The sequence below is a fragment of the Spirosoma pollinicola genome (genome assembly GCF_002831565.1).
In the GTDB taxonomy this organism is placed as follows: Bacteria; Bacteroidota; Bacteroidia; order Cytophagales; family Spirosomataceae; genus Spirosoma; species Spirosoma pollinicola.
The window spans coordinates 324,761-345,525 of sequence record NZ_CP025096.1 but is presented as its reverse complement, the minus strand read 5'-3'; the positions used below and the strand labels follow the sequence as shown (position 1 = coordinate 345,525).

The window sequence follows — 20,765 nt, the reverse complement described above, 5'->3', positions numbered from 1 at the left end:
TTGTCGGCATGTAATCACCAGTCAGCCGGTACTTGCCAGCGAGACTGGTGATTGAAAACACTGGTTTAGAGCGCTACTTTTTCCATTCGGCCAAGAACTCATCAAACGCCTGTTTCAACGCCTGGAGCGCGTCCGACAAACCGCTGGTATCATTTACTTTAAGCTTGCCTTCGGCCGTGCGGGCAATATCGGCCATACGGGCTACGCCAATGGTTCCGGCACTGCCTTTGAGGGTGTGTAAATGGCTTTTCACCGTGGGTATATCGCCGAGATCGTAAGCCGACAATGCCCCGGTAACCAGATCGTTTGCCTCTGTTACGAACTCTTCCATGATGCTGTCGACAAGTTCCTGACCACCTATGTCGCGGAGCTGCCCCACAATTTCATCGTCGATAACTGGCAGCTTAACGTCTGCTATTGTTGAAACGGGTTTGGGTAAGAGTGGTTTCTCCGGCTCTTGCCTGGCCCGGTTGGCATCGGTCAGTTCCTTCACTTTGGCAATCAGACTTTGAGCACGAATCGGTTTGGCAATATAGTCGTCGAGACCCTGACTGATGAAACGTTCGCGGTCTTCGCGCATCGAATAGGCCGTCATGGCCACAATGATGGGCAGTTGACTACCAAATTGTTTGCGCAGATTTTGGGTCGTTTCGACACCATCCATATCGGGCATCTGAATGTCCATGAAAATGACATCGAAGCCGCCGAAACCATCTTTCCCTTTCAGGTCATGGGCTTTTTGAACTTCGTTTATGGCTGCCGGGCCGCTGTCGGCCGTGGTGACTACGCAGCCTGATTTGCGCAGAATTTCGCTGGCAACTTTCCGGTTCACGGCGTTGTCATCGACCAGCAACACTTTTGGATGGTAATCGCTGAAGAAGTTGGCAAGGGCAATTTCGGCCACCTCTGTGGCCTGTTGCGTTGGGCTGATACTGGTTTCCTTAAGTTCAATAGTGAACCAGAATGAACTGCCCATGCCCACGGTTGAGTCGACGCCAATTTCACCTTTCATCAAACTGGCCAGCTCTTTCGAAATGGCTAGCCCCAGGCCGGTACCGCCGAATGATTTGCGCGACGAGGTATCGACCTGACTAAATGAATTGAACAGTAGGTTGATATTCTGCGTCGAAATACCAATACCTGAGTCATTGACCGACACTCGGATGCGGTTGAACTTACCGTGCTTGCTGAGCAGCTTTGCTTCGACCCGGATAGTACCATTTTCGGTGAATTTGATGGCGTTGGAGGTCAGGTTGGACAGCACCTGCAATAGCCGCGTTTGGTCGGCAATGACGAATGTGGGCAGGTCAGACCCGAGATGGTATGTCAGTTCATTGTTCTTGGAATTGGCCTGTTGCCCAAAGAGGGCAATGAGTTTCTCGAAAATCTCCTTAAACGCCACCGGCGACTCGTGGAGAACCATTTTCCCGGCCTCGATTTTCGACAAATCCAGAATGTCGTTGAGGATATTTAACAGCGTTTCCGACGACCGTTTCACCGTCTTGACATAACTACGCTGTTCTTCGTCCAGGCTTGTATCGTTGAGCAGGTCGATCATGCCGATGATGCCGTTCATCGGTGTTCTGATTTCGTGGCTCATGTTGGCCAGAAACTGTTCTTTCACTTTCAGTGAGCGTTCGGCTTCGTTCTTCGCTTTCACCAGCTCAGCCGATTGCTTTTTCAATTCGGTAATGTCGCGGGCCAGCACAGCCACAACCGAATCGCTGCTTCGATTGGATTCGCTGGTGCCATCATTGAGCATCAGCATGTTAAACATAAACTGCCGTTCACTGCCGTCCTTCCGGCGCATGCTGGCTTCAAAATTGCGTAGACTACGATTCCGGCCAAGCTTGAACATGGCGTGGCGGATATCGTTCTCGTCGATGAAATATTGGGTTATATCCTGCCCTAGTACTTCGTCGGGGGTGTAACCCATCCGTTTAAAGATAGATGGGCTTATCATCGTAATGTGCCCTTTGCGATCCACACGGGCATATATATCCTGAAGATTCTCGAAAATACCCCGGAATTTCTCTTCACTCTGCCGGGTAGTGATTTCGGCCCGTTTGCGGTTGGTAATGTCGCGGGCAATACCCGACACTTCGTCAATTACCCCGCCTGCCAGAAGAATCGGGTTGAGGTGGAATTCGAGATAGGTCTCACCCCTAGGCGTTTCAAAGAACAATTCAAAATTCTGCGCAAACCCCCGAAACGCCTGGCGATATCGTTCTTCCAGCCGTTTCCGGTTTTCGTTACCTATCATACGCCAGCCGAGGTCGGGCGCACTTGTCTGGATAGATGGAATTTCATCTAGCTGGTACTCGATCAGGCGGGCGTAGTTTTTGTTGAACGACGTCAGTTTCAATGCCTTATTGACTGACCAGATCAGGTAGGTGCTACTGTCGAAGATGGCGTTCAGGCGGGCATTCTGCTTATCCAGACGGGCTTCGGATTGCTTCCGGGCAATGGCCAGCGCCACCTGTCCCGAAATAAATTCCAGCAATTCGAGGTCACGAGGCCCGTATGTCTGGGCATCATCATATGATTTCACGCCTATTATACCCGTAATCTCATCGCCAATACGGAGCGGAGCGGTCAGCATTACCTGCGGCTGAAGCTGGCCATATAGATCAACATGTTCGCGATCAGCCAGTTGCCGGATGTCTTTTTCGTATAAAAACAGGGGTTTGTTGGCTAGAATCGTGTATTCGATTAGGCCGTTACCCAGCTTTCGTTTCGTGAAGCGCACATTTCCACCAAAGTATTCATCGACATAATAGGGGAACGATAAATACGTTTTGCTGGCATCGTAGAGGGCGATAAAGAAGTTACGGGCGTCGATGATGTTGCCCAGTTCTTCATGAATTCGATGGTACAACTCATCAAGGTTAGGCGTATTGATCGTCCAGTTTGCAATACTATAATAGAGCTTCTGCGATTTTTCGGCCCGGATTTTGCCTGTTGTATCGTGCAGGATGCAACGGAAAGCCGTTGGCCGACCATTGTCGAAGCGGCAGTTGACACTCCCCGACAGAAACAGTGTTTTTCCGGATTTTGTCCTGAACACCGTTTCGACATAGGGGAGTTGATCACCTTCCTGAATGCGTTTGAGCAGGCCGAGGGTACTTTCGGCGTAATCGGGATGGAGAACGTCGCGCAGGTTAAGGGCCGAGATTTCTTCGGAACTATATCCCAGTGCTTCGCGCCAGGCCCGATTAACGAAAATAAATTTACCGTCAAGGGTCAGTAACTGGATCAGGTCGGAGGTGTTATCCACCAAATCCTGCAACTGCGCATTGGTGTTCGACAGCGCCGAGGCCACCCGCCGTTTGTTGGTTACATCTTCACCAATAATCGTAAACGAACTGACATGATTATCGGTACCGTTCAGGATGAATGAGTTAACCTGAACACTGCGTAAAGCTCCGCTTCGGGCCAGAATAATGATTTCTTTCTGTTCCGGGAAACCACCTTTGGCCAGTGCTTCCTCGAACTCGGTCTTGAGTCGGTCGCGGTCGTTAGGCAGGATGAAGACGTCGAAAAAATTCTGACCGATAATGTGTTCCGGTTGCCAGGCCGTGACACGGTAAGTGTAGGGATTTACGTAACTGAGGGTTCCGTCACGTTCAATGGTAAGGCCAACCAGATTCAATTGGTCAACGGTATGGCGAACGTCAAAAGCGGGCACAGTATCGGTTACGGCTACGTCGTTCCGCTCGTGTTGAAGCCGTTGAATTTCGGCTACTAGTTCATCTTTGGTTTTGGCAGACCAGCGCATGGAATAGGGCAGTGAGTTAATGTGTCGTTGGACTTTATAAATTTACGAAAAATCCCGGTATTCGGCTATTCTCGATATGAATCACAATGCGGGGTTGTGTAGACCATAAACGTTTCCCCAAGTATTGTTTACTTTGCTAAGAATACTAAACCCATTTATGTTAAAACGATCAATTTACCTGTTGGTGTTACTGGCGATGATGGCCTGTGAACCGTTCGACCTGACAAAAAAAACGTTTCCAACCTGTGCTAAACCCTCGGCAGGTATTGGCTATACTGTTGGTTTATTAGATGTTACATTTTTTCTCGATAATCCACAAGGCGATATTGGTGTTGTGGGTTGGGACGCTGGCGACGGTAAAGGCAAAAGCCGCGTTGGAAGCCGGGTAACGTACACATACGACAAGGCAGGTACCTACACCGTTACCCTTGTACTCGCCAATTCCTGCGACGATAATTTTACGACCACCAAACAAATTACCGTCCAGAACTAACGACTATGCGTTTACTTTTCACTTTTTTTCTTTGTGTCATTGCGGCCCTATCGAGTCAGGCGCAGGAGCGTGTTCGAAATGTTCGGGTACGAGTGGTCGATTCATCGCAACTCGAAATTCGGTATGATCTGATCAATACACGAGTTGGCGACTCGGTTTATCTGAACGTTGTCAGCCGTCTGCGTGGTGCTTTACGTATTTCGCCCGAATTTGTAAGGGGCGATTTAGGGACTCGTATAACGGCGGGTTCCGACCGGCGCATTGTCTGGAATGCACTGGCGAATGGCTACTCGCTCAATGAAGAAATCCAGGCCAGGGTACTCGTTAAAACGGGCGCTTCCATGACTACACCAGCAGCACCTGTCGTAGCGCAGCAATCGCCTATATCTGCAACAACGCCCCCGGTCAAAGCGGCCCCGCCAAAGGTGACTCAACGTGACCCAATAGCTGTATCGGAGAAAAAGACCAGTGAGCCAACACCCGAGCCTGCTTCTCCGGCAAAGCAAACGAAAGGGAGAAAGTCGTCTATCTTTTCGACCGATTCCGTTTCGTCGCAACCAAAGCCAACAGTTGTTGTAGCACAGCCCAAAGCACCAGACACCCAGCCATTGGCTCAATCAACTGAACGCAGTCCGGCAGCGGCACCTACTGACTCAGTACGGTCGCGCAGGGGGCGTTATGCCGGGCCTGCCTGGGCGTTAGTATCGGCAGTAGCACCCGGCATTGGTAATATCTTCGTACAAACACCGAAGCCAAAAATAGGGTTAAGACCTTTGCTGACAGTGGGGTGTTATGGCTTGCTGATTTATGGATTGTCGGAGCGGCAGAAGTCGCAGGATGAGTATGCGCTTTACGAACAACAGAAGAATATGGCGGCTGGCGAACCCTATTATAAGACGGCAAATGATCACCATCATGCCTATTTTATGGCAACACGCGGGGCGGTTATTGTTGCGGCTGCCGATGTTGTGCTAACGTTTATTAAAGGACTTCGGAATAGTCAGCAGCAGAAGGAAGCAAGACGAAATCAATCTGTTTCCCTTAGCCCGAGTCTACAGGCCGGACAGCCTACGGCGCTGGTACGTTTTTCGTTTTAATAGGGCCCAATCGACCGGATAATGTATAATGTTAAATGTAGAATGGATAATAGTTGAATTTGTGATTAAGGTGTTGAAATTCAACTAATTAGGTTTGTCATCCCGACGCAAGGAGGGATTTTCGGACAAGACGAAGTGATTCATCTTACCGAAGATCCCTCCTTGCGTCGGGATGACAAAAAAACGCATAGTTTACTTTTTAAATCATCCATAATTTAGGTCAAGGTAGAATGAATCCTTGTGAGTAATCAGTCGTTCTCAATTATTCATTTTACATTGTTCCATTATCCATTAATTTGACTATGCGTTTATTCCTGACAACCGCTCTTGTAGTTATTACTCTGGTCAACAGCGTTGCACAATCGACGGGACGGCGTCCGAAAATGGCTATTTTCTCTGCGTCCAGCGAGTGGCAGAAGGTAACGCTGAAGCCAACGAGTGCCTTAGCTGTAAGCCCATCTGGCAGGCCATCAACAGCCGTTGAGAAGCCAGCAAGTTCGCCTGTTGGTCAGGCGGCACCAGTAACTGTAACGAATCCGACGGAGGTTATGGCCCCTGCCCGCACGGCTCCATATCCTACCGTAAATTCCGATTATCATCCGGCCTTCACCGGCGACTTCGCTACAAACCGCAACGGATGGAAAGCGGGGATTAAAGGGGATTATTATTTCCAGATTGGCCTGGGGCGCTACAGCATTCGCAAGCGGAATACGAATACTACCCAGGTCGCGTTGAGCACCGTTGAACTACCCGCAGACATCAATCTGAACCGTGCCGAGGTCTTCACGATAAAAGTAGATGTATTGGCCGATTCGGGTCAGGTTCCATCGGGTGGTATTGTATTTGGCATAAAAGATTCGCTCAATTACAATGCCTTTACCCTGAATGCGAAGGGTGAAGTATCAATTATTCGGGTGGCGAATGGAAGTACATTCGGCGATTATATGCCCGGTGATTTCTTTTCGCCGGGGGTATCGGTCGAAAAAAACCGTGATCGACTTAGCATACAGCGACGGGGTGACGAACTGCATTTTTACGTAAACGCCGTTGAAATACGAAGTAGTCCCTATCCGTTCAAAATGTTTGCCGGAAACGGTATTGGCCTGATGGCCTCAGGTTATTGGACGTCCTTCCAGAAGCTGACCGTCACACTGGGGTTGTAAGCATTAATTTCTTACTTGCTCACCTTCCCGATTAATTTTCAGAAGCTGGCCGTTCAGGAAAACGGCTGCGGTATTGCCCCGGAAAGGGGTAACGGCTTCAAATTCGGGGCGAATTACCCATTCGTCGGCTTCGTTGATGTAGCCCCAGCGGCCATTGCTTCGGGCACGACGCCAGCCGCGCTCATCGGCTCCCAGTTCAACTTTATCGTAGGGTTTGTCGCCAAACGACTCCTCGTATTTTCCCTGCCGGGCATCTGCCGGTGTAGCTGGTTTGGGCGCTGGCTCGCTGGATGCCGTTTTTTCCTCAGGTGTTGATTTGGTAATGGGCGCTTCCGCTTTTGGCGTATTATCGGGTACCGCGACTGTTGGCTCGCTGGTGGTTTCAGTTGGCTGTGGGTTGGCCGTTTCTGGTGTTGGTTCGTTTTCTACCGGAAGCTCGTCTTGGTTTACTTTTTTTTTTCGACTTGAGCCATCTTCCTTAGACGAGCCTGTTGTCTGTTCCGTTTTATTATTAGTTCTGGGTAACGTGTTATCACTGGCATTGTTACTCTTTATAAACCAGTAGATGATTGCCAATAAGGCCAGCGCAAACAAAACGCCATAAAGCCCGCTTCGGTCGGGTTGAATTACCTCGATTCGGACAGTGCTTAACGGGTTGTTGTTCGCATCGAAAAGGGTATAATCGCTTGTTTTAGATGGCTTTACCCATCCTCGGTTCCTGGGCGACAAACCTTCACCAAGATCATCAATCGTAACGGCCAGCAGATTCTCGACTTCCCAGGCCAGCGTAACGGGTTGCCCTTTTTGTACGCGGGCGGGCGTAGCCGTAAAGGAGCGAACAATGGGAACTGGCTCCGGCGGACTTGGCGGTTTGATGGGCCGCTCAACGGGAGCAACCGGCGGGGCTACATAAACAGGTTTTTCAACTGCCGGGGTGTTGGGCATTGCCAGATCGGTAACGGTTGGTTTTGGCGGCTCCGGCTTATTCTCTATTAACGCTTCATACGTTGGTGTTGCAACGGGCGTAGCAACTACCGGAGGAGTGGGAGCAATAACAGGTTCAGGCTGCTTAGGGGTTGATTCGGCCACTATCCGGTTCAGGACGGTTGGTACCCATTTGTTTCTGACAAAGTCGGCAGAGAGCTTCAGCGAACTGGCCGCGTTAACAATCTGGTTTAAATCCTGGTCATAGTATTGTGCCCGCGACGGCTGCGCCATGCGCGTAATGCGGGCCTGTATATTCTGGAAAAGCAGGTTGTTGTTAGCAACCTCCTGACTTATCTCAGTGGCTTTTTTTATCGCATCAGCCTGTGGAATACCGGCCTGTCGGGCATCGTCAAGATACCCGTTTGTACGCCAAACATCGGGGCCGTTGAGCACGATGGCTTCACGAAGTCGGTCGGTCAGTTCGGTTTCGGTCATGGAAAAAGATGACAGGTTTTAGCCTGTTTAAACACAAAACACCGAATTTCAATCGAACGTCACAACATTACGTCGATAATCCACCGAAATTTTTCCGAATTGTGACAACGCAGACTGGCCTAATAGCAAAGGGGCTTTGGCACTTGCCACGACATTCGCGTTGACATTCTCAAGTACCCGGTTGCCAATCTGAACGGATTTGAGCCGGATTACCGCACCGGGCGAAATAGTGCCATTCGCATCCTGAAACCGGGATTGCCCCACAATATCGGCATCGGTAATGGTGCCGTGCTTCATCATAAAGTCAGCTTCTGTCGATGTGATGGAAATCAGGCTGGCACCGGTATCCAGAATGAACTTCATGGGTGTACCATTGATCGTAACGGGCACTTTGTACACGCCATTTACTTTTTCCATGGCCACCTCTGTGGGGCCACTACCAATTTTGGTCAACGTTGGTTTCGTTTTTGGCGGTGTTGTCTCGGTAATTGTCTGTTCGGGTTTATCGGTGTTGCGTTTATTCCGGCGCGGCTGGTGACTACCCGAACGTGAGCAGCCCGAACAGCCAGCCAGATAAAGCAGATTGCCAACAAGGAACAAAACGATGAGGAATCTATTCATACCGGATCTGTGCTTTGGTCTTTACCCGCCAGTTCCCGTTTTCGAGAATAGCTTCGCCATCCCGGCGCATCGTGATGCGGGTATAGGTGCTGCTAAAGCTATTTTCACTTTCGCAGGCGGGTTCCACCATGTAGTTGCGGTAGGTCAAAAAACGCGCGACCCGGCCGGGTTCGGCCTCAAATCGAAACGTAGCAACCGACGGATTCGTGGCGTTGATGCTGAACCGGTACGCCGATTCGGGTGAAAGTGTCTCGCTTTTCTGCTGACTGTCGAACTGGCCTGTTGGATCGGGGGGCGGGAAATAAAACACCTCTGAGCGGGCTGCCAATGGTGCTTCAACCGGTTTGGTTGGTGTTTGCACAGGCATAGGCTGCGTCTGAACCGGGCTTGGTTCTATCTGTTGATTCGGCTCAATAACCGGCTCACCAGAGCGTACGACCTTGGCGGTCGGTGGTACCGAGCGGCTCGTTTGCTGTTTCAACTGCCGGATAGCCATCAGTGCATTGTCGGTGCCTAGCTCGGCCAGAACCGCATCGTAGGCATTCGCTTTTTGCCGGAGATCGCCCTGCCCCTGTGGTTGCCTGGGTTCATTGGTCGCCATAACGGTTTTGTTGCGCAAACTATCGAACTGGCGACTCAGTTTGTTATTCTCGTTGTTCAGGCGGTCTACTTCATTTTTTAACGAACGATAGGCGAGTAGATAAACCGCTCCGGCACCCACTATCAACCCAACAATTGCCCCTAGTATCATCATCCAAAGTTGTTTTTCTTCTGCCGCTTTTGTCTGGCGTTCCAGTTGACTGAGTTGAATGGCTTCGGGCGTTATACCGGTATCCTCATCTGCCGACGTTCCCGAAACGGCCGATGTATTGTCGGCTGCTGGTACGGGCTCGGCTACAGGGACGGGCGTGAGCATTTCATCCAGTTTGGCCAGTAACTGGGCCTGAACCGCCGGATTTAGCGGTTTTCCGTAATTTTTGTCGCTTTTGTATTTTGCGTAAAACTGGGCCAGCTGCTTCCGAATGGCCGTATTGGCATCTGCGGGCGACATGGCGACAAAGGTGGCCGTATTTTTTATCGTTGCCAGTTCCTGCATTTTTACCCCAACCTGATCCCAACTGCCCACGCCCCGAATAACCTGCTGTGGGTCGCAGCCATCCCCGCAGGCCAGTAATTGCGCATGAATTTCCTGCGCTTTGGGTTGACTGATGCCTGAAAAAACAGCTATAGCCACGTCTTTGGTCAACGTATCAACGGCTGCCTGATTGGGAGTTTGTGCAACGACCAGCGATGCGGATGTGAGTAAGGCAAAGAGGCTTATACAAGATAGTCTTAGCATAAAAGAAGGTTAAAGAACAGGTTTTTCAGCGTCTTCGGGGTTGAACCCGGCGACGCTGAAAAACCAAATACACTACGCCAGTGCATTTGCTAATTTATTGATGGCACCGATCAGCGGGTAGAAGAACAGCGTTTCTTCGATTGGGGCGCTGAGCGTGTCGAGCATACCGCTGTACTCGGCGGCTACGTCGCTCTCTTTCCGCTGAATTCCGTCCATAAGTGAGGTGTCCAGATGCGTGCGTAATTCCTGCTGTGCTACCACCAGCGAGCGGGCCGATACGTTCAGGTTCCGAACAAAACTGAACTGCTGGTTGAGGGCGAAGAAGAAATCAATAAACGCGTTCGTCTCTTTCAGAAGTGAATCGACCACCTCTGGTTTTCGTAAATCAGCGTAAGTGAGAGTCGGATACTCGTCATTGAACGTAGCTGGAAACACATAGTTGATGGCTTCGGTATCAACCGGGCGGCTGTTGGCCGGTTGCATCAGAGCACCTTTACAGGTTACTTCTTTGGGGCCTTTGCGTTCGTAGAATAGCGTAAGCCCACTGGTGTCGTAAGGCTGCTCATAGACTTTTTCGAAGATGGCCCGCGCCAGTTTACCCAACATTTGATCGTCGGAACTGATGATCGTCAACACCTTCGAGCCGGTACCGCTAAACGTAATGGCTCCCGGCAAATTAATATTCCGGTGCTTCATTAGCCGTGCAACATGGTAGATCATGGCTGTATAGAAGAGTACAAAAACTATTTTCATGTCCTCATCCTTGGCCAGCATACCATTGAAGGATAGCATACTTTTAGCCTTTACATCGTTGCTTTTCTCGATGGAGAACCAAAACGCCATAATGTCTTCCGAGCGGTTCGTTTCCAGCATTCGGCGGTTGTTATCGCTCAGATTTCCAAGGCTTTGGCTGTCTAAAAGCGTTTGGATACGGTCGCTGTATTTGCGAACGAAACCGTTGTGGCTGGCGGCTCCATACTCGCTGAACGCATCGCCGTAAATAGCGTTTCCCGCAAATCGGAAGGACGTCAGCAAGCGGGGTTCATTGCGTTCATACACGACCACATCGGAGGTGCCGCCACCAATGTCGATGTTGATAACCGGACGTGCCGACGCACTCAACGTTGGGTTTTGCTTGTAATAATAAAACGGGGCCACAGACTCCGACACTTCGCGCAACCGACCTGCCGATCCGCCAATGTAGCGGTCGTAGAGTAATTGCCAGTCGGCACGAAGCTGGCTTACCCGACCGGGTGTCATACTGGCCGGGAAGAACCAGTAAACGGTCGTTTGGGACAGGTTGCCGCCTTCAGTCAGCACTTTGTTTTTGATCAGCATCAGCAATTCTTCCAGAAACGCTTCTACGCGTCGCTCGGTCTGGTCGCTGGTTTTTGCCCATTTCAGGTTGGTCGTGATCCGGTTGGAACCGGCTGGCTGACGTTCGACGTAAAATGGGATGTTGAAGTCGGCCAGGGCCTGCGTTTGCTGGTTAAAGCTCAGGTTCATGGGCTCGGCAATGGCCGTGCGCGTCGGAAAGTTATCCGGGCGACCGGGGCCAATGGTGGGCGGCACAAACTCCAGATCATAGAGCAAAAACAGCTCGAACAAGGCCGGATTGTACTGCGCCGGAGCCACCAGTGTAGCCACCTGCGGGGTTAGTTCGGCCACATCGAAGGGGCGTGGCGAACCGCCATCTACTTTGTATTCAATATGGGTATTGGTTGTTCCAAAATCGACCGAGAATTCAAACACCTTGCTGCCGCCACTGTATTCCTGCCAGCGCGGAATAAGCAAGCCATTCATCTCGCGGCCATCGGCGCGGATGTGCGTTTGCAGGTAGTCGAACTCTTCGCGAAGGACATAATATACACTCGACCCGTCGGTATTTTGCTGCCGAACGGTGCGCTGGTGTTTCGATTCGGCTTTGACTTCGGTGTTGTTTCGCTGACCAAAATAGGTTAATTCGTACTGATTCTGGCTGTCGAATCCCGACTCGATCAATTGCACCCGGTAATCGGCAGGAACGGTAACAGCTCCTGAGCGCACGAAGGGATAAATATTGACCGTAAACGAGTTCTCGACAATGATGCCTTCATTAGTAGTTTCGTTTGGCGCATTCGAGGTGCCAACGGTTGGGTTATACAGCCGCTCGAAGGTGACGAACTGGTTGCCGGGCTGATTGGGCGCGGTAACGGGAATGTCGAGCGTGACGTTGATGCCTGCGCCTTGTGGCGTCATTTTAATACGTACTCGGCCCTGCAACAGATCGTCGATGTCAAAGAAATCGAAGAAGTCTTTTTTGAGAGGCAACAGAAAGCCCTTATCGGTGGCAGACGTTTGCAGATTGCCGTCGAAGAACCGTCCCCGGTCGGTGGGGAATGGCAGACGAATGAGGTACGGTTCCAGCATATCGCTGACCGTGAGCCAGGGGTAATTTCCCGGCTGACCCGGCAACGGCCGCTGGTTATCCCGCCACGATTCACGGGCGTAATAGGGGACAGGCGTGTTCGAATTCCACTGCGCCTGCGGCACATAGGTGAACTGCCGGAAAAACCGATTCTGCAACGCCATAGGGCGTGGCTGGTTCGGATTCAGGCGGGTGTATTTGTCAGACCGGATAATAAAGTCGCTGACCTTGTCGATGGCGCGGGCGTCGGATTTTTTCTTGCGGAGCGGGAACCCAAGCACCTCTACTACATCGCCGGGGCCAGTAGTCAGCTCATCAAAATCCTGATCGAACTGCTCCCGTGTTAACAGCGGCTGACCATTCTGCGACTCGATGTGGTCGTAGAACATCGTCGGGTTTTGCTGCTGTAACAGAGCCCGACTGCGGTTGAGGTAGTCGTCTACCTCGCGGAATCGGTCGCGGAAGTTGGGCATAAAAAGCTTGATCGCGTACCAGAACTTCTGGTATTCGATGTCGCGCTGGTGTAACGGGCAAACCGACGAGTCGAACAGACGGTCGCTTCCCATTGACACGTCGACCCAACTTAAATCATTTCCCGAACTGAAAAACAGCGTTTTTGGTGATGTGCCGCCAACAACGCGACCGCGATAGCTGAGGACAAACAGGCGGTTGATGTCGCCAAAGTTGTACTCGGCCGCATCCTGATCCAGAAACAGTTTCAGCGCATCGCCCAACCGTTTATGACCCTGGCTGCTCGACTGCCGCAACCGGTCAAGGTCGGTGCGAATATCGAAAGGCGTGATGGTAACGAACGTCTTAAGCTTGTCGTAATTGAAAAATAGCTCACCCACATCAAGGCAGTCCGACACAACGCGCTGGTCGTTGACGGTGCCGCTGAGGTCTGGTTTAATGGCAAGATTCAAAAAGGCGGAGCGTACTAAATCCATCCGCGCAAACGGACTTGGAATAGACGTAGGCTGCTTGATCGTCTGACCACCCTGCGGGTCACGAATGGCCGCAATCTGGTCGGTGCCGAGGGGCTTACTGACGTACCAGTGCAGGCCGGGAGTAGGGTTATGTAAACTGAATGTTGTTGGCATGTTTTGTAGTTTGTAGTGGAGTTAGTGAAGTGGTGGAGTAAGTTAAGTAGTACAGTAAGTACTTATTTCCCCACTCCACCACATCACCATTTTACTAATTCCACCTACTTTGAGTAACTCCACTAATATCTAATAGTCCAGTACCTTCGGGAGACGTTCGCGGACGAATTGCTCGGTGCCTTCTGAAAATAACTGAATGAATTTATCGGCCTCACTGCCGTAGGCTTTGCCTTCAGCGGTTTTGTTCAGCGTCTGATCCAGGTCGTCGACAATGTCGAGCTTCACATCGGATTCACCGCCGAAAATTCCTTTCTTCTTCGGCTCGAAACCCCGAACGGTGTGGCCCAGATTAGTCGCATCGAGCAAAAATGGTTCAAACGACCGTTTGTTGCCCCGCATTTCGGACAGCCACTGCCGGAAGGACGTATCAAAGTTTTTGACGCTTGTAAAGAAGCCCGAGTTCAGGAAAGAGGTCGAAATTTGGGGATTGCCTTTCGACCACTGCACCGTGCCAGCCGCCTGCTTAAGCCGTTGGCTGAGGTAGGTGCTGAACAGCGCCATCTTCGAAAGAGGCAAGCTGATGAGTTGCTTCGTCCCGGCTGCCAAATGGCCCAACTGAATACTCAGACCATCCTGCTCAATACCAAACTCTTTGTAAATCGGGTTCGTTGGCCGACCGTTCGAAACGGCCAGACTACTATCGTCGGTGTTCATAAAGTCGACAATAGCCAGCGCCGAGGCCATCTCCACAAAGTGCGCTTCGTTCTTCTGCCCGCCCGCGCCAGGGTCATAGGTGTACGCTTTCGTCTGATCGTCGCCAATGTAATACAGCGCGTTTACCGACGGATTCACGCCCTTCTGGTAGTAATTAAGCGCGGCTTTGGTTTTGGCAATGAACGAGGCCGGGTCGATGAGTTTGTTCTCGTTGGTGGTCAGGCTAAAATAGGGCATAACCGTAACAGCTCCGATTTTGGCATTCGTCAGAAAGGCCGGATTAGGTATCTGGCCAATGGCCTGCGCGCCCCTGATGTTCTTGAGCAAAATCGGGAAACCAGCGGCACCCGTTCCACCAAAAATGGAGCTGACAATAAAGATCCGATCGTTGGCGCCAAAGTTCTCGGCAAACGCCTGAAATACATCCGAATAGCGGAACTGATTCAGTACCGTACTGCCAATATTCGGGTTGCCCACGAAGCCAATATCCATTTTGGTTTCGAGGTTTTCTTCCGAAAAGAGCAAACTGGCGAAGGCTTTACTAGGTGCATCCAGCCCTTCGTAATTAATATAGTCCCGGAATTTCTCCTGCTGAACACCCTGTAATTCAAAAACGTACGTATCGGCAATGGTGGCATTGCCCCCAATGGCCCGATTGAGCGTCTTAATTTCGGTACTGAAAAAACCCGATGTCGGTTTGGTTTGCAACCCAGCGCGGATGTTTCCGTACTCGCGCAGCAGGTCTTTCGTGCGCAGCAGGTCGTCGTTGGTGGCGTGGGGGTCCAAAATGATTGGAATAACCTCGTCGGTATTGTTCATTTTAACGCCCGACGCCAGCAAAAACGTGAGGGCTTTCAATACCCGTGAGCCGGTTCCGCCAATGGCGAATACAAATAATTTTGCCATGTTTTTTGGGTTATTGTACCAAACACCATCCTGGTGTTTGAGCCGAAGACTAACAATGTAGCCAATAGTTAGCCGCTATGGCGGCTCAAACACCAGGATGGTGTTTGGTACATTATTATTTCGACGGCCAGAGCATGGGCCGGTGTTTGGCGTTTTTACTAAAGTTTTTCAGCATCATCGAGATGATAAAGAAGATAAGGGCTGTGAGTAGCGCCATTTCGAAGGCGTAGCTTAGAAATACGCTAATTCCCTGATCGAAAATCGTTCCCTGGTTGAGGTCGGCTTCGTCGCGCGGAATTTCCTGGTTGGCTTTCTGGTAGCAGGTCACGAGCGTAATGACGAACAGGAGCAGTGCACTCACGCCTGTCATTAAAAGCCAGCTACCAAAGCCACTAAAACTCACCCTGTTGAAGGGCCAGATATAAAAGGCAAATGCAACAACGAAGGCAAGGCCTATGGCCGTCCAGGTCAGGGGCGACAGCAGTTCTTCCTGATACAAATCTTCGAGCAGGCTGCCGTTAACGAACAGGTTGTAAAAGTTATAAAGTGATTCTTCCATTTGTTAAAGAGCGAAAGGGTGAAAGAGTGAAAGAGTGAAAGGAAACTCGCGGCAGTTTTTCGCTCTTTCGCTCATTCATTCTTTCGCTCTTTAAATTTCTTTCACTCATTCTAAATTAATTATCAGCGTGAAATATTCGGTTTGGTTATTTGGGTTGTAAGCTCGTTCGACGCCCTGCAAAAGGTTTTGGATACCGAAGGTTGAGTTGGCATCCGGCGAGGCATCGTTGGTGGTGTTGGTGCTGGCAATCCAGCGAGGTGGAAACTGGCGACGAAGTCGAATTGTTGCCGTGCGGTTGCCCCGGGCGGGTTTATCAGTTGATAGAAGCAGCTTATGCGTGGTGCTGTTCGCCCCGGAATACGCCTGCACCGCCGACACCTTGAAGTTGTCCTTACCCTCAACAACATACTGGCTGGCATCGGTCAGGAGCGACGCAGGCAGGCGCATGGCCGACAGGTCGACCGCTACCGGAATTGTCAGGTTTTTGTCCGTAACATCAGGTTGAACATCGGCGAGCGAATGAATGGCTTTGGCATGACTGCGCACCTCTTCGTCCGACCGCTTGAAACGCCCTTTGCGGGCGGGGTCCGTGACCAGAATGCTGTAAAAAGGGGTAACAGCTTTTGTATCCCGGCCGAAAAACCAGGAGTCGGCATAACCCGGCAACTGATCGAACCGGCGGATGGTCTCGTAAGTTTGATCCTGATACAGCCGTTTCATGGTTTCGTTTCGACCGATCAGACAGAGGTAATATGGCCTCTCGCCGGTGTACTTTTTCTTGGCATTGTTCCAGCTATAATACGTACCGTCGAAATCGGATTTGAGTTTGATTACCAGCATCGAGTGGGTACTGGCGTAGGGGTTGAAAACCGTTGTCAAGAGTGAACTGGCCGCGTCGAGGGTTTTCTGGGCACTCATGCCCGCCAAACCAGGGTCGGAATAGATCAGGTCCGAAACGAGTACGCTCAGGTCATCGCCAGACGTGTTTCGCAGAATGTCGCCGAAAATCCGTTCGAAGTCAGTACTAGTCGTTTTGCCTTTCGTTTTGGCTACCGTAAAGATGTTTTTCTCTTTGAAAAACTGGGGCAGAGTTAGGCCCATGTCGTTCACTTCGGTATTCACGACGAACAGCTTTCCCTGATTCGGATTGATCCCGTCAAATTCGGTGAGCACATCGTTCAGCGTTCGCTTAAAAGCCCCATTTCCGGTAGGGGCGTCGTAGGGAAACATACTGCCACTAGCCTCCAGATACAGTTTTAATCGTAATGGTTTACTGGATGATACGGCACCCGCCAGCGAAACGGCAGGCGTTTTGCCCTCTTTCGCCAGTTTTCGATACGTACGATTGCGTTTTATATAGGCTTCCAGCGCCGACTCGCTGATTTTTCCATCGGGTGTCAGGAGTGCCTTTGTTTTTTTGTCGTCGCCAAGTTCTTTGCTTTCCTGCGCAATAAAGACGCGTAAGGCATCGGCTTCTGTTACATCAATAGCGTTGTCATTGCTCAGGGCATCACTGATCTGGTCATCTAATTTATCGCCCGAACTGGAACAGCCGGATAGCCAGCCCAGCGACAGAACAAGAAGCGGCAACAAACAAAAACGGGGGTGGATCATGAATGTTTTTGGGTGATTGGGTAAGCAACTGACGAGCGGCAAATGTACCAAATCGCGCACAGACGAGCCCGCCATTAACTAAGTGACCTTAAATTTTCTTAAATTACTATAGAACGTAACGAACCAGTGAGCCATTTTATGTCAATCGGTACGGATAAACGATGAACGGACGTTTACCTTTGTAGTTCTGATTACACCCAACATGACGCTTCGCCATTTCGTACTGATTTTTTTGCTGGTTCTTCCCGTTCTTCTTCAAAACTGCGCACAGGTGGCTCAACCCCCTGGCGGCAAGAAAGATACCCTGTCGCCGAAACTGGTGAGCAGTATGCCCACCGCCCGCCAACTGAATTATACCGGTAAGTCTGTCGAACTGGAGTTTAGCGAATACGTAAAAACTGAAAACATTCAGCAAAAAATAACGATTACGCCACAGGACAGTAATACGTTTGTGGTGAAATCGTTGCCGCTGGGCCTCCGGCTGAACTTTAACAAGGCGTTTCTGCCCAATACGACCTACACCATTGACTTCGCTGATGGCATTCGCGACATCACAGAGCGAAACATTGCCAAAAACTCCAAGATCGTTTTCAGCACAGGGCCATTTATTGATTCGCTTTCTCTGGCGGGCAACGTAGTTGACGACGAAAGCCGCCAGCCGCTGCTTGGCTTTGTGGTCGGGCTGTTTGCCTCGACTGATACGTTGCCAATCAATCGAAAACGGCCCCAGTATTTTGCGAGAACAGACAGCAGTGGCAATTACCGTATTGAAAATGTGAAGGCGGGTTTGTATAAAATTTACGGATTCGATGATAAAGATTTGAATCTGGTGAATAACACGCCCGGTGAGCGCGTAGCTTTCCGTGATAGCGTACTGAATCTGAACCGGAATTATACTGGCCTGGATATGGTTGCCTTTCGCGGTTATGGCAAACCGCGTATCAGCCGACGCGAGCGTACTGACGAGACATTGGGGCTGGAACTCAGTACGGGTATTGCCAGCTACAAAATACGATTCGGTAGACCTGTATCCACGTCGGCTGTATCTACGACAGCCGTATCCACGACGGCAACCAGTACTTCTCCTGGTGCATCAACCGTATCGCCGGAAAGTACCTCGAAGGATACGCTGATTTCATTTCTGGAAAATCCGAAAATGATTCGCCTGTATCGCCCTGCCAATCGGGCTGCCGACGATACGCTCCACATGACCATTATGGCCGAGGATTCGGTGGGTAACATCACGGAGTTGAGAGAGCGCGTTTATTTCTCGCCTTTGAAAACTAAAGCGAAGAACCGTACCCCTTTATCCGTACAGATAAGTCCTCCGTCGAGTGAGCCGATTGACTATAATCTGGAATTTACGCTGACGTTTAACAAGCCGGTATTTCAGTTTAAAACCGATCTGGTCATCATTGGGGCCGATAGCACCAAGCCAATGAAACTGACACCGGCTAGTTTGACGTGGAGCAATAATTCTTCCCGTCTGGTCATCAGGCAGAAAACCGATTTGCGTGATACATTGCTCTTCCGACTTCAAAAAGGGGCTTTTATCAGTGTGCAGGGCGATACGTTGCCCCGCTACTCAGCCCGGTATCTGATTGCGAAAGATGACAGTTACGGCCTGATCGCTGGCAAAGTGAATCCCGCAACCCTGGGAGCCGCCGGTACGAATTTCCTTGTCGAGTTACTGGATGAGAAATATCAGGTTATTCGAACGGCCTACAACACACCAGCTTATAGCTTTGGCCGACTTAAACCGGGATTATACCGACTTCGATTAATTATCGACGCCAATAAAAACCGGAAACGTGACATCGGCAATGTGCAGAAGGGCATCCAACCCGAACGAATGATCTACAATCCCGGCACCGAAGAGAACGGGACTATTCGGGTCAAGCAGGATTTCGAATTGACGGATCTGGATTTTTGAGGGGGTGGGTTTACCACCCCCAACCCCCTCCTAAAACAGGAGGGGGCTCCGCAGAGGTGTATTCTTTTTTTAGCCCCTGACTAAAACAGATGGGAAAGTTGACAAAATCGCTCTTTTAAAAAGCCCCCTCCTGTTTTAGGAGGGGGTTGGGGGTGGTCATTTACCAATCAAACACCTACAAAACAATGCGCAACGGGCAGTTGAACAATTTGAAAGTATTGACATTTATCCGCCAGGAGCTACGGAACGGCGCAACCGATTCGGAGAAAATTCTTTGGGAGCAGTTAAAAGGTAGTAAACTAGCTGGCCGAAAATTCAGGAGACAGCATAGTATTGGGTTGTTTGTATTGGATTTTTATTGCCCATCTGAACGGCTTGCTATTGAAGTCGATGGAGGGATACATGATGCCCCTGATGTTAAAATCCATGATGAAGAACGGCAAAAAGCGATTGAGACCCTGGATATTAGGGTTCTTCGCTTTCAGAATGCAGACGTTCTAAAAAATGTGAGCAAAGTGCTCAGTGAGATTCAACAACATTTCACCACCCCCAACCCCCTCCTAAAACAGGAGGGGGCTTAGTAACGGGGTACTCTTGGCATATTCCTCTCCTAACCCTGGTGGAGCCAGTGACCAAATACCCTTCGGCATAGCCCCCTCCTGTTTTAGGAGGGGGTTGGGGGTGGTAGACAGCCAATTCCCTCTACCTTTGCACTGGGCTGCCAACCTCACCCAAAACCCATCGGTATTATGTACGTTAAACCTAAAAAAGAACTCGGTCAACATTTTTTGAAGGACCTGAGCATCGCCCAACGAATTGCTGAACTCCTTTCCGTACATCCGGGCGTCGATGGGGTGCCTTATAAAAGAATCCTCGAAATTGGACCGGGAACGGGCGTTTTGACCCAGTTTCTGCTCCAGAATGACCAGTTCGAAACCTACGTTATCGAAATTGATCGCGAGTCAGTCGATTATTTGAAAGTGCATTTTCCTGCGCTGGAAGGCAAAATTCTGGGTGCCGACTTTCTGAATATCCGGCCTGATTTATTACCAACAAAAAAGCCCGACAGCGTCGAGCCGTTTGCCATTATTGGTAACTTTCCCTATAATATTTCAACCCAGATTCTGTTTAAAGCACTCGAAATGCGCGAACGGGTTCCCGAAATTGTGGGTATGTTTCAACGCGAAGTAGCCCAGCGGGTAGCGTCCGGGCCAGGCAATAAAGACTATGGAATCCTGAGCGTATTGCTACAAGCCTGGTACGATATTAAGTATGAATTCACGGTTGACCCCATCGTGTTCAATCCACCCCCAAAGGTCTTTTCGGGCGTGATTTCACTCCGGCGAAACAGCACTACTGATCTCGGTTGCGACGAGCGGAAGTTTACACAGGTCGTAAAGGCGGGATTCAGCCAGCGCCGAAAAACATTGCGTAACGCGCTCAAACCATTAAGTCCACCCGAAGTTGCTCTTGCCAGCCCTTTTATGGATAAACGTGCTGAACAGTTGAGCGTGGCCGAGTTTGTGGAATTAACTTCGTTAATGAGCGAAAGAGCGAATGAGTGAACATACGCCAGCCGGAATGCCGGTCTATCACTCTTTCGCTCTTTTACTCTTTCG

Annotated in this window: 14 protein-coding genes; 6 read left to right on the top strand and 8 right to left on the bottom strand. The window is 50.4% G+C overall.

Features of this window, described 5'->3' with window-relative positions:
• Positions 1-73: 73 nt before the first annotated feature.
• On the bottom strand, positions 74-3,778 hold the full coding sequence (locus tag CWM47_RS01405) for a PAS domain S-box protein (protein ID WP_100986016.1): 3,705 nt from the start codon (positions 3,776-3,778) through the stop codon (positions 74-76).
• A 157-nt stretch (positions 3,779-3,935) separates the two neighbouring features.
• On the opposite strand from CWM47_RS01405, the gene CWM47_RS01400 reads away from it, so the two are divergent.
• From CWM47_RS01400 to CWM47_RS01390, 3 genes are all read left to right on the top strand, one after another.
• The gene (locus tag CWM47_RS01400) at positions 3,936-4,271 is read left to right on the top strand and encodes a PKD domain-containing protein (protein WP_100986015.1); all 336 of its coding nucleotides are present in this window, start codon (positions 3,936-3,938) and stop codon (positions 4,269-4,271) included.
• Between the two features lie 5 nt (positions 4,272-4,276).
• Positions 4,277-5,368 (top strand): hypothetical protein, encoded by a 1,092-nt coding sequence (locus tag CWM47_RS01395; protein WP_100986014.1) that lies wholly within the window; start codon positions 4,277-4,279, stop codon positions 5,366-5,368.
• Between the two features lie 302 nt (positions 5,369-5,670).
• Positions 5,671-6,531, top strand: a complete 861-nt coding sequence (locus tag CWM47_RS01390; protein ID WP_100986013.1) for a hypothetical protein — start codon at positions 5,671-5,673, stop codon at positions 6,529-6,531.
• A gap of 3 nt (positions 6,532-6,534) precedes the next feature.
• On the opposite strand, the gene CWM47_RS01385 is transcribed toward CWM47_RS01390, so the two are convergent.
• From CWM47_RS01385 to CWM47_RS01355, 7 genes are all read right to left on the bottom strand, one after another.
• Complete coding sequence (locus CWM47_RS01385) at positions 6,535-7,953, bottom strand: WG repeat-containing protein (RefSeq protein WP_100986012.1); 1,419 nt, start codon at positions 7,951-7,953, stop codon at positions 6,535-6,537.
• Positions 7,954-8,001: 48 nt separating this feature from the next.
• Positions 8,002-8,574: a retropepsin-like aspartic protease family protein gene (locus CWM47_RS01380; protein WP_100986011.1), complete on the bottom strand. Its 573-nt coding sequence runs from the start codon at positions 8,572-8,574 to the stop codon at positions 8,002-8,004.
• Positions 8,567-9,913, bottom strand: coding sequence for a hypothetical protein (locus CWM47_RS01375; RefSeq protein WP_100986010.1), 1,347 nt, complete (start codon positions 9,911-9,913; stop codon positions 8,567-8,569). Before CWM47_RS01375 ends, CWM47_RS01380 begins: the two co-directional genes overlap by 8 nt.
• A 72-nt stretch (positions 9,914-9,985) precedes the next feature.
• Complete coding sequence (locus CWM47_RS01370; RefSeq protein ID WP_100986009.1) at positions 9,986-13,420, bottom strand: acetate and sugar kinases/Hsc70/actin family protein; 3,435 nt, start codon at positions 13,418-13,420, stop codon at positions 9,986-9,988.
• Positions 13,421-13,549: 129 nt separating this feature from the next.
• The gene (locus CWM47_RS01365) at positions 13,550-15,040 is read right to left on the bottom strand and encodes a hypothetical protein (protein WP_100986008.1); all 1,491 of its coding nucleotides are present in this window, start codon (positions 15,038-15,040) and stop codon (positions 13,550-13,552) included.
• A 115-nt stretch (positions 15,041-15,155) separates the two neighbouring features.
• Entirely contained in the window at positions 15,156-15,599 is a 444-nt protein-coding gene (locus CWM47_RS01360) for a hypothetical protein (RefSeq protein ID WP_100986007.1), read from the bottom strand.
• Positions 15,600-15,704: 105 nt separating this feature from the next.
• Complete coding sequence (locus tag CWM47_RS01355; protein WP_100993684.1) at positions 15,705-17,213, bottom strand: hypothetical protein; 1,509 nt, start codon at positions 17,211-17,213, stop codon at positions 15,705-15,707.
• A 202-nt stretch (positions 17,214-17,415) separates the two neighbouring features.
• On the opposite strand from CWM47_RS01355, the gene CWM47_RS01350 reads away from it, so the two are divergent.
• The 3 genes from CWM47_RS01350 to rsmA all read left to right on the top strand — a co-directional run bounded on the left by CWM47_RS01350 (position 17,416) and on the right by rsmA (position 20,711).
• Positions 17,416-19,146, top strand: coding sequence for an Ig-like domain-containing domain (locus tag CWM47_RS01350; protein ID WP_100986006.1), 1,731 nt, complete (start codon positions 17,416-17,418; stop codon positions 19,144-19,146).
• Positions 19,147-19,331: 185 nt separating this feature from the next.
• On the top strand, positions 19,332-19,727 hold the full coding sequence (locus tag CWM47_RS01345) for an endonuclease domain-containing protein (protein ID WP_100986005.1): 396 nt from the start codon (positions 19,332-19,334) through the stop codon (positions 19,725-19,727).
• Positions 19,728-19,895: 168 nt separating this feature from the next.
• Positions 19,896-20,711 (top strand): 16S rRNA (adenine(1518)-N(6)/adenine(1519)-N(6))-dimethyltransferase RsmA, encoded by an 816-nt coding sequence (rsmA, locus tag CWM47_RS01340; RefSeq protein WP_100986004.1) that lies wholly within the window; start codon positions 19,896-19,898, stop codon positions 20,709-20,711.
• Positions 20,712-20,765 lie beyond the last annotated feature (54 nt).

Coding starts and splice junctions, on each gene's coding strand:
- CWM47_RS01400 (WP_100986015.1), top strand. CDS start 3,936: ATGTTAAAACGATCAATTTACCTGTTGGTGTTACTGGCGATGATGGCC.
- CWM47_RS01365 (WP_100986008.1), bottom strand. CDS start 15,040: ATGGCAAAATTATTTGTATTCGCCATTGGCGGAACCGGCTCACGGGTA.
- CWM47_RS01395 (WP_100986014.1), top strand. CDS start 4,277: ATGCGTTTACTTTTCACTTTTTTTCTTTGTGTCATTGCGGCCCTATCG.
- rsmA (WP_100986004.1), top strand. CDS start 19,896: ATGTACGTTAAACCTAAAAAAGAACTCGGTCAACATTTTTTGAAGGAC.
- CWM47_RS01355 (WP_100993684.1), bottom strand. CDS start 17,213: ATGATCCACCCCCGTTTTTGTTTGTTGCCGCTTCTTGTTCTGTCGCTG.
- CWM47_RS01360 (WP_100986007.1), bottom strand. CDS start 15,599: ATGGAAGAATCACTTTATAACTTTTACAACCTGTTCGTTAACGGCAGC.
- CWM47_RS01350 (WP_100986006.1), top strand. CDS start 17,416: ATGACGCTTCGCCATTTCGTACTGATTTTTTTGCTGGTTCTTCCCGTT.
- CWM47_RS01345 (WP_100986005.1), top strand. CDS start 19,332: ATGCGCAACGGGCAGTTGAACAATTTGAAAGTATTGACATTTATCCGC.
- CWM47_RS01385 (WP_100986012.1), bottom strand. CDS start 7,953: ATGACCGAAACCGAACTGACCGACCGACTTCGTGAAGCCATCGTGCTC.
- CWM47_RS01375 (WP_100986010.1), bottom strand. CDS start 9,913: ATGCTAAGACTATCTTGTATAAGCCTCTTTGCCTTACTCACATCCGCA.
- CWM47_RS01390 (WP_100986013.1), top strand. CDS start 5,671: ATGCGTTTATTCCTGACAACCGCTCTTGTAGTTATTACTCTGGTCAAC.
- CWM47_RS01405 (WP_100986016.1), bottom strand. CDS start 3,778: ATGCGCTGGTCTGCCAAAACCAAAGATGAACTAGTAGCCGAAATTCAA.
- CWM47_RS01370 (WP_100986009.1), bottom strand. CDS start 13,420: ATGCCAACAACATTCAGTTTACATAACCCTACTCCCGGCCTGCACTGG.
- CWM47_RS01380 (WP_100986011.1), bottom strand. CDS start 8,574: ATGAATAGATTCCTCATCGTTTTGTTCCTTGTTGGCAATCTGCTTTAT.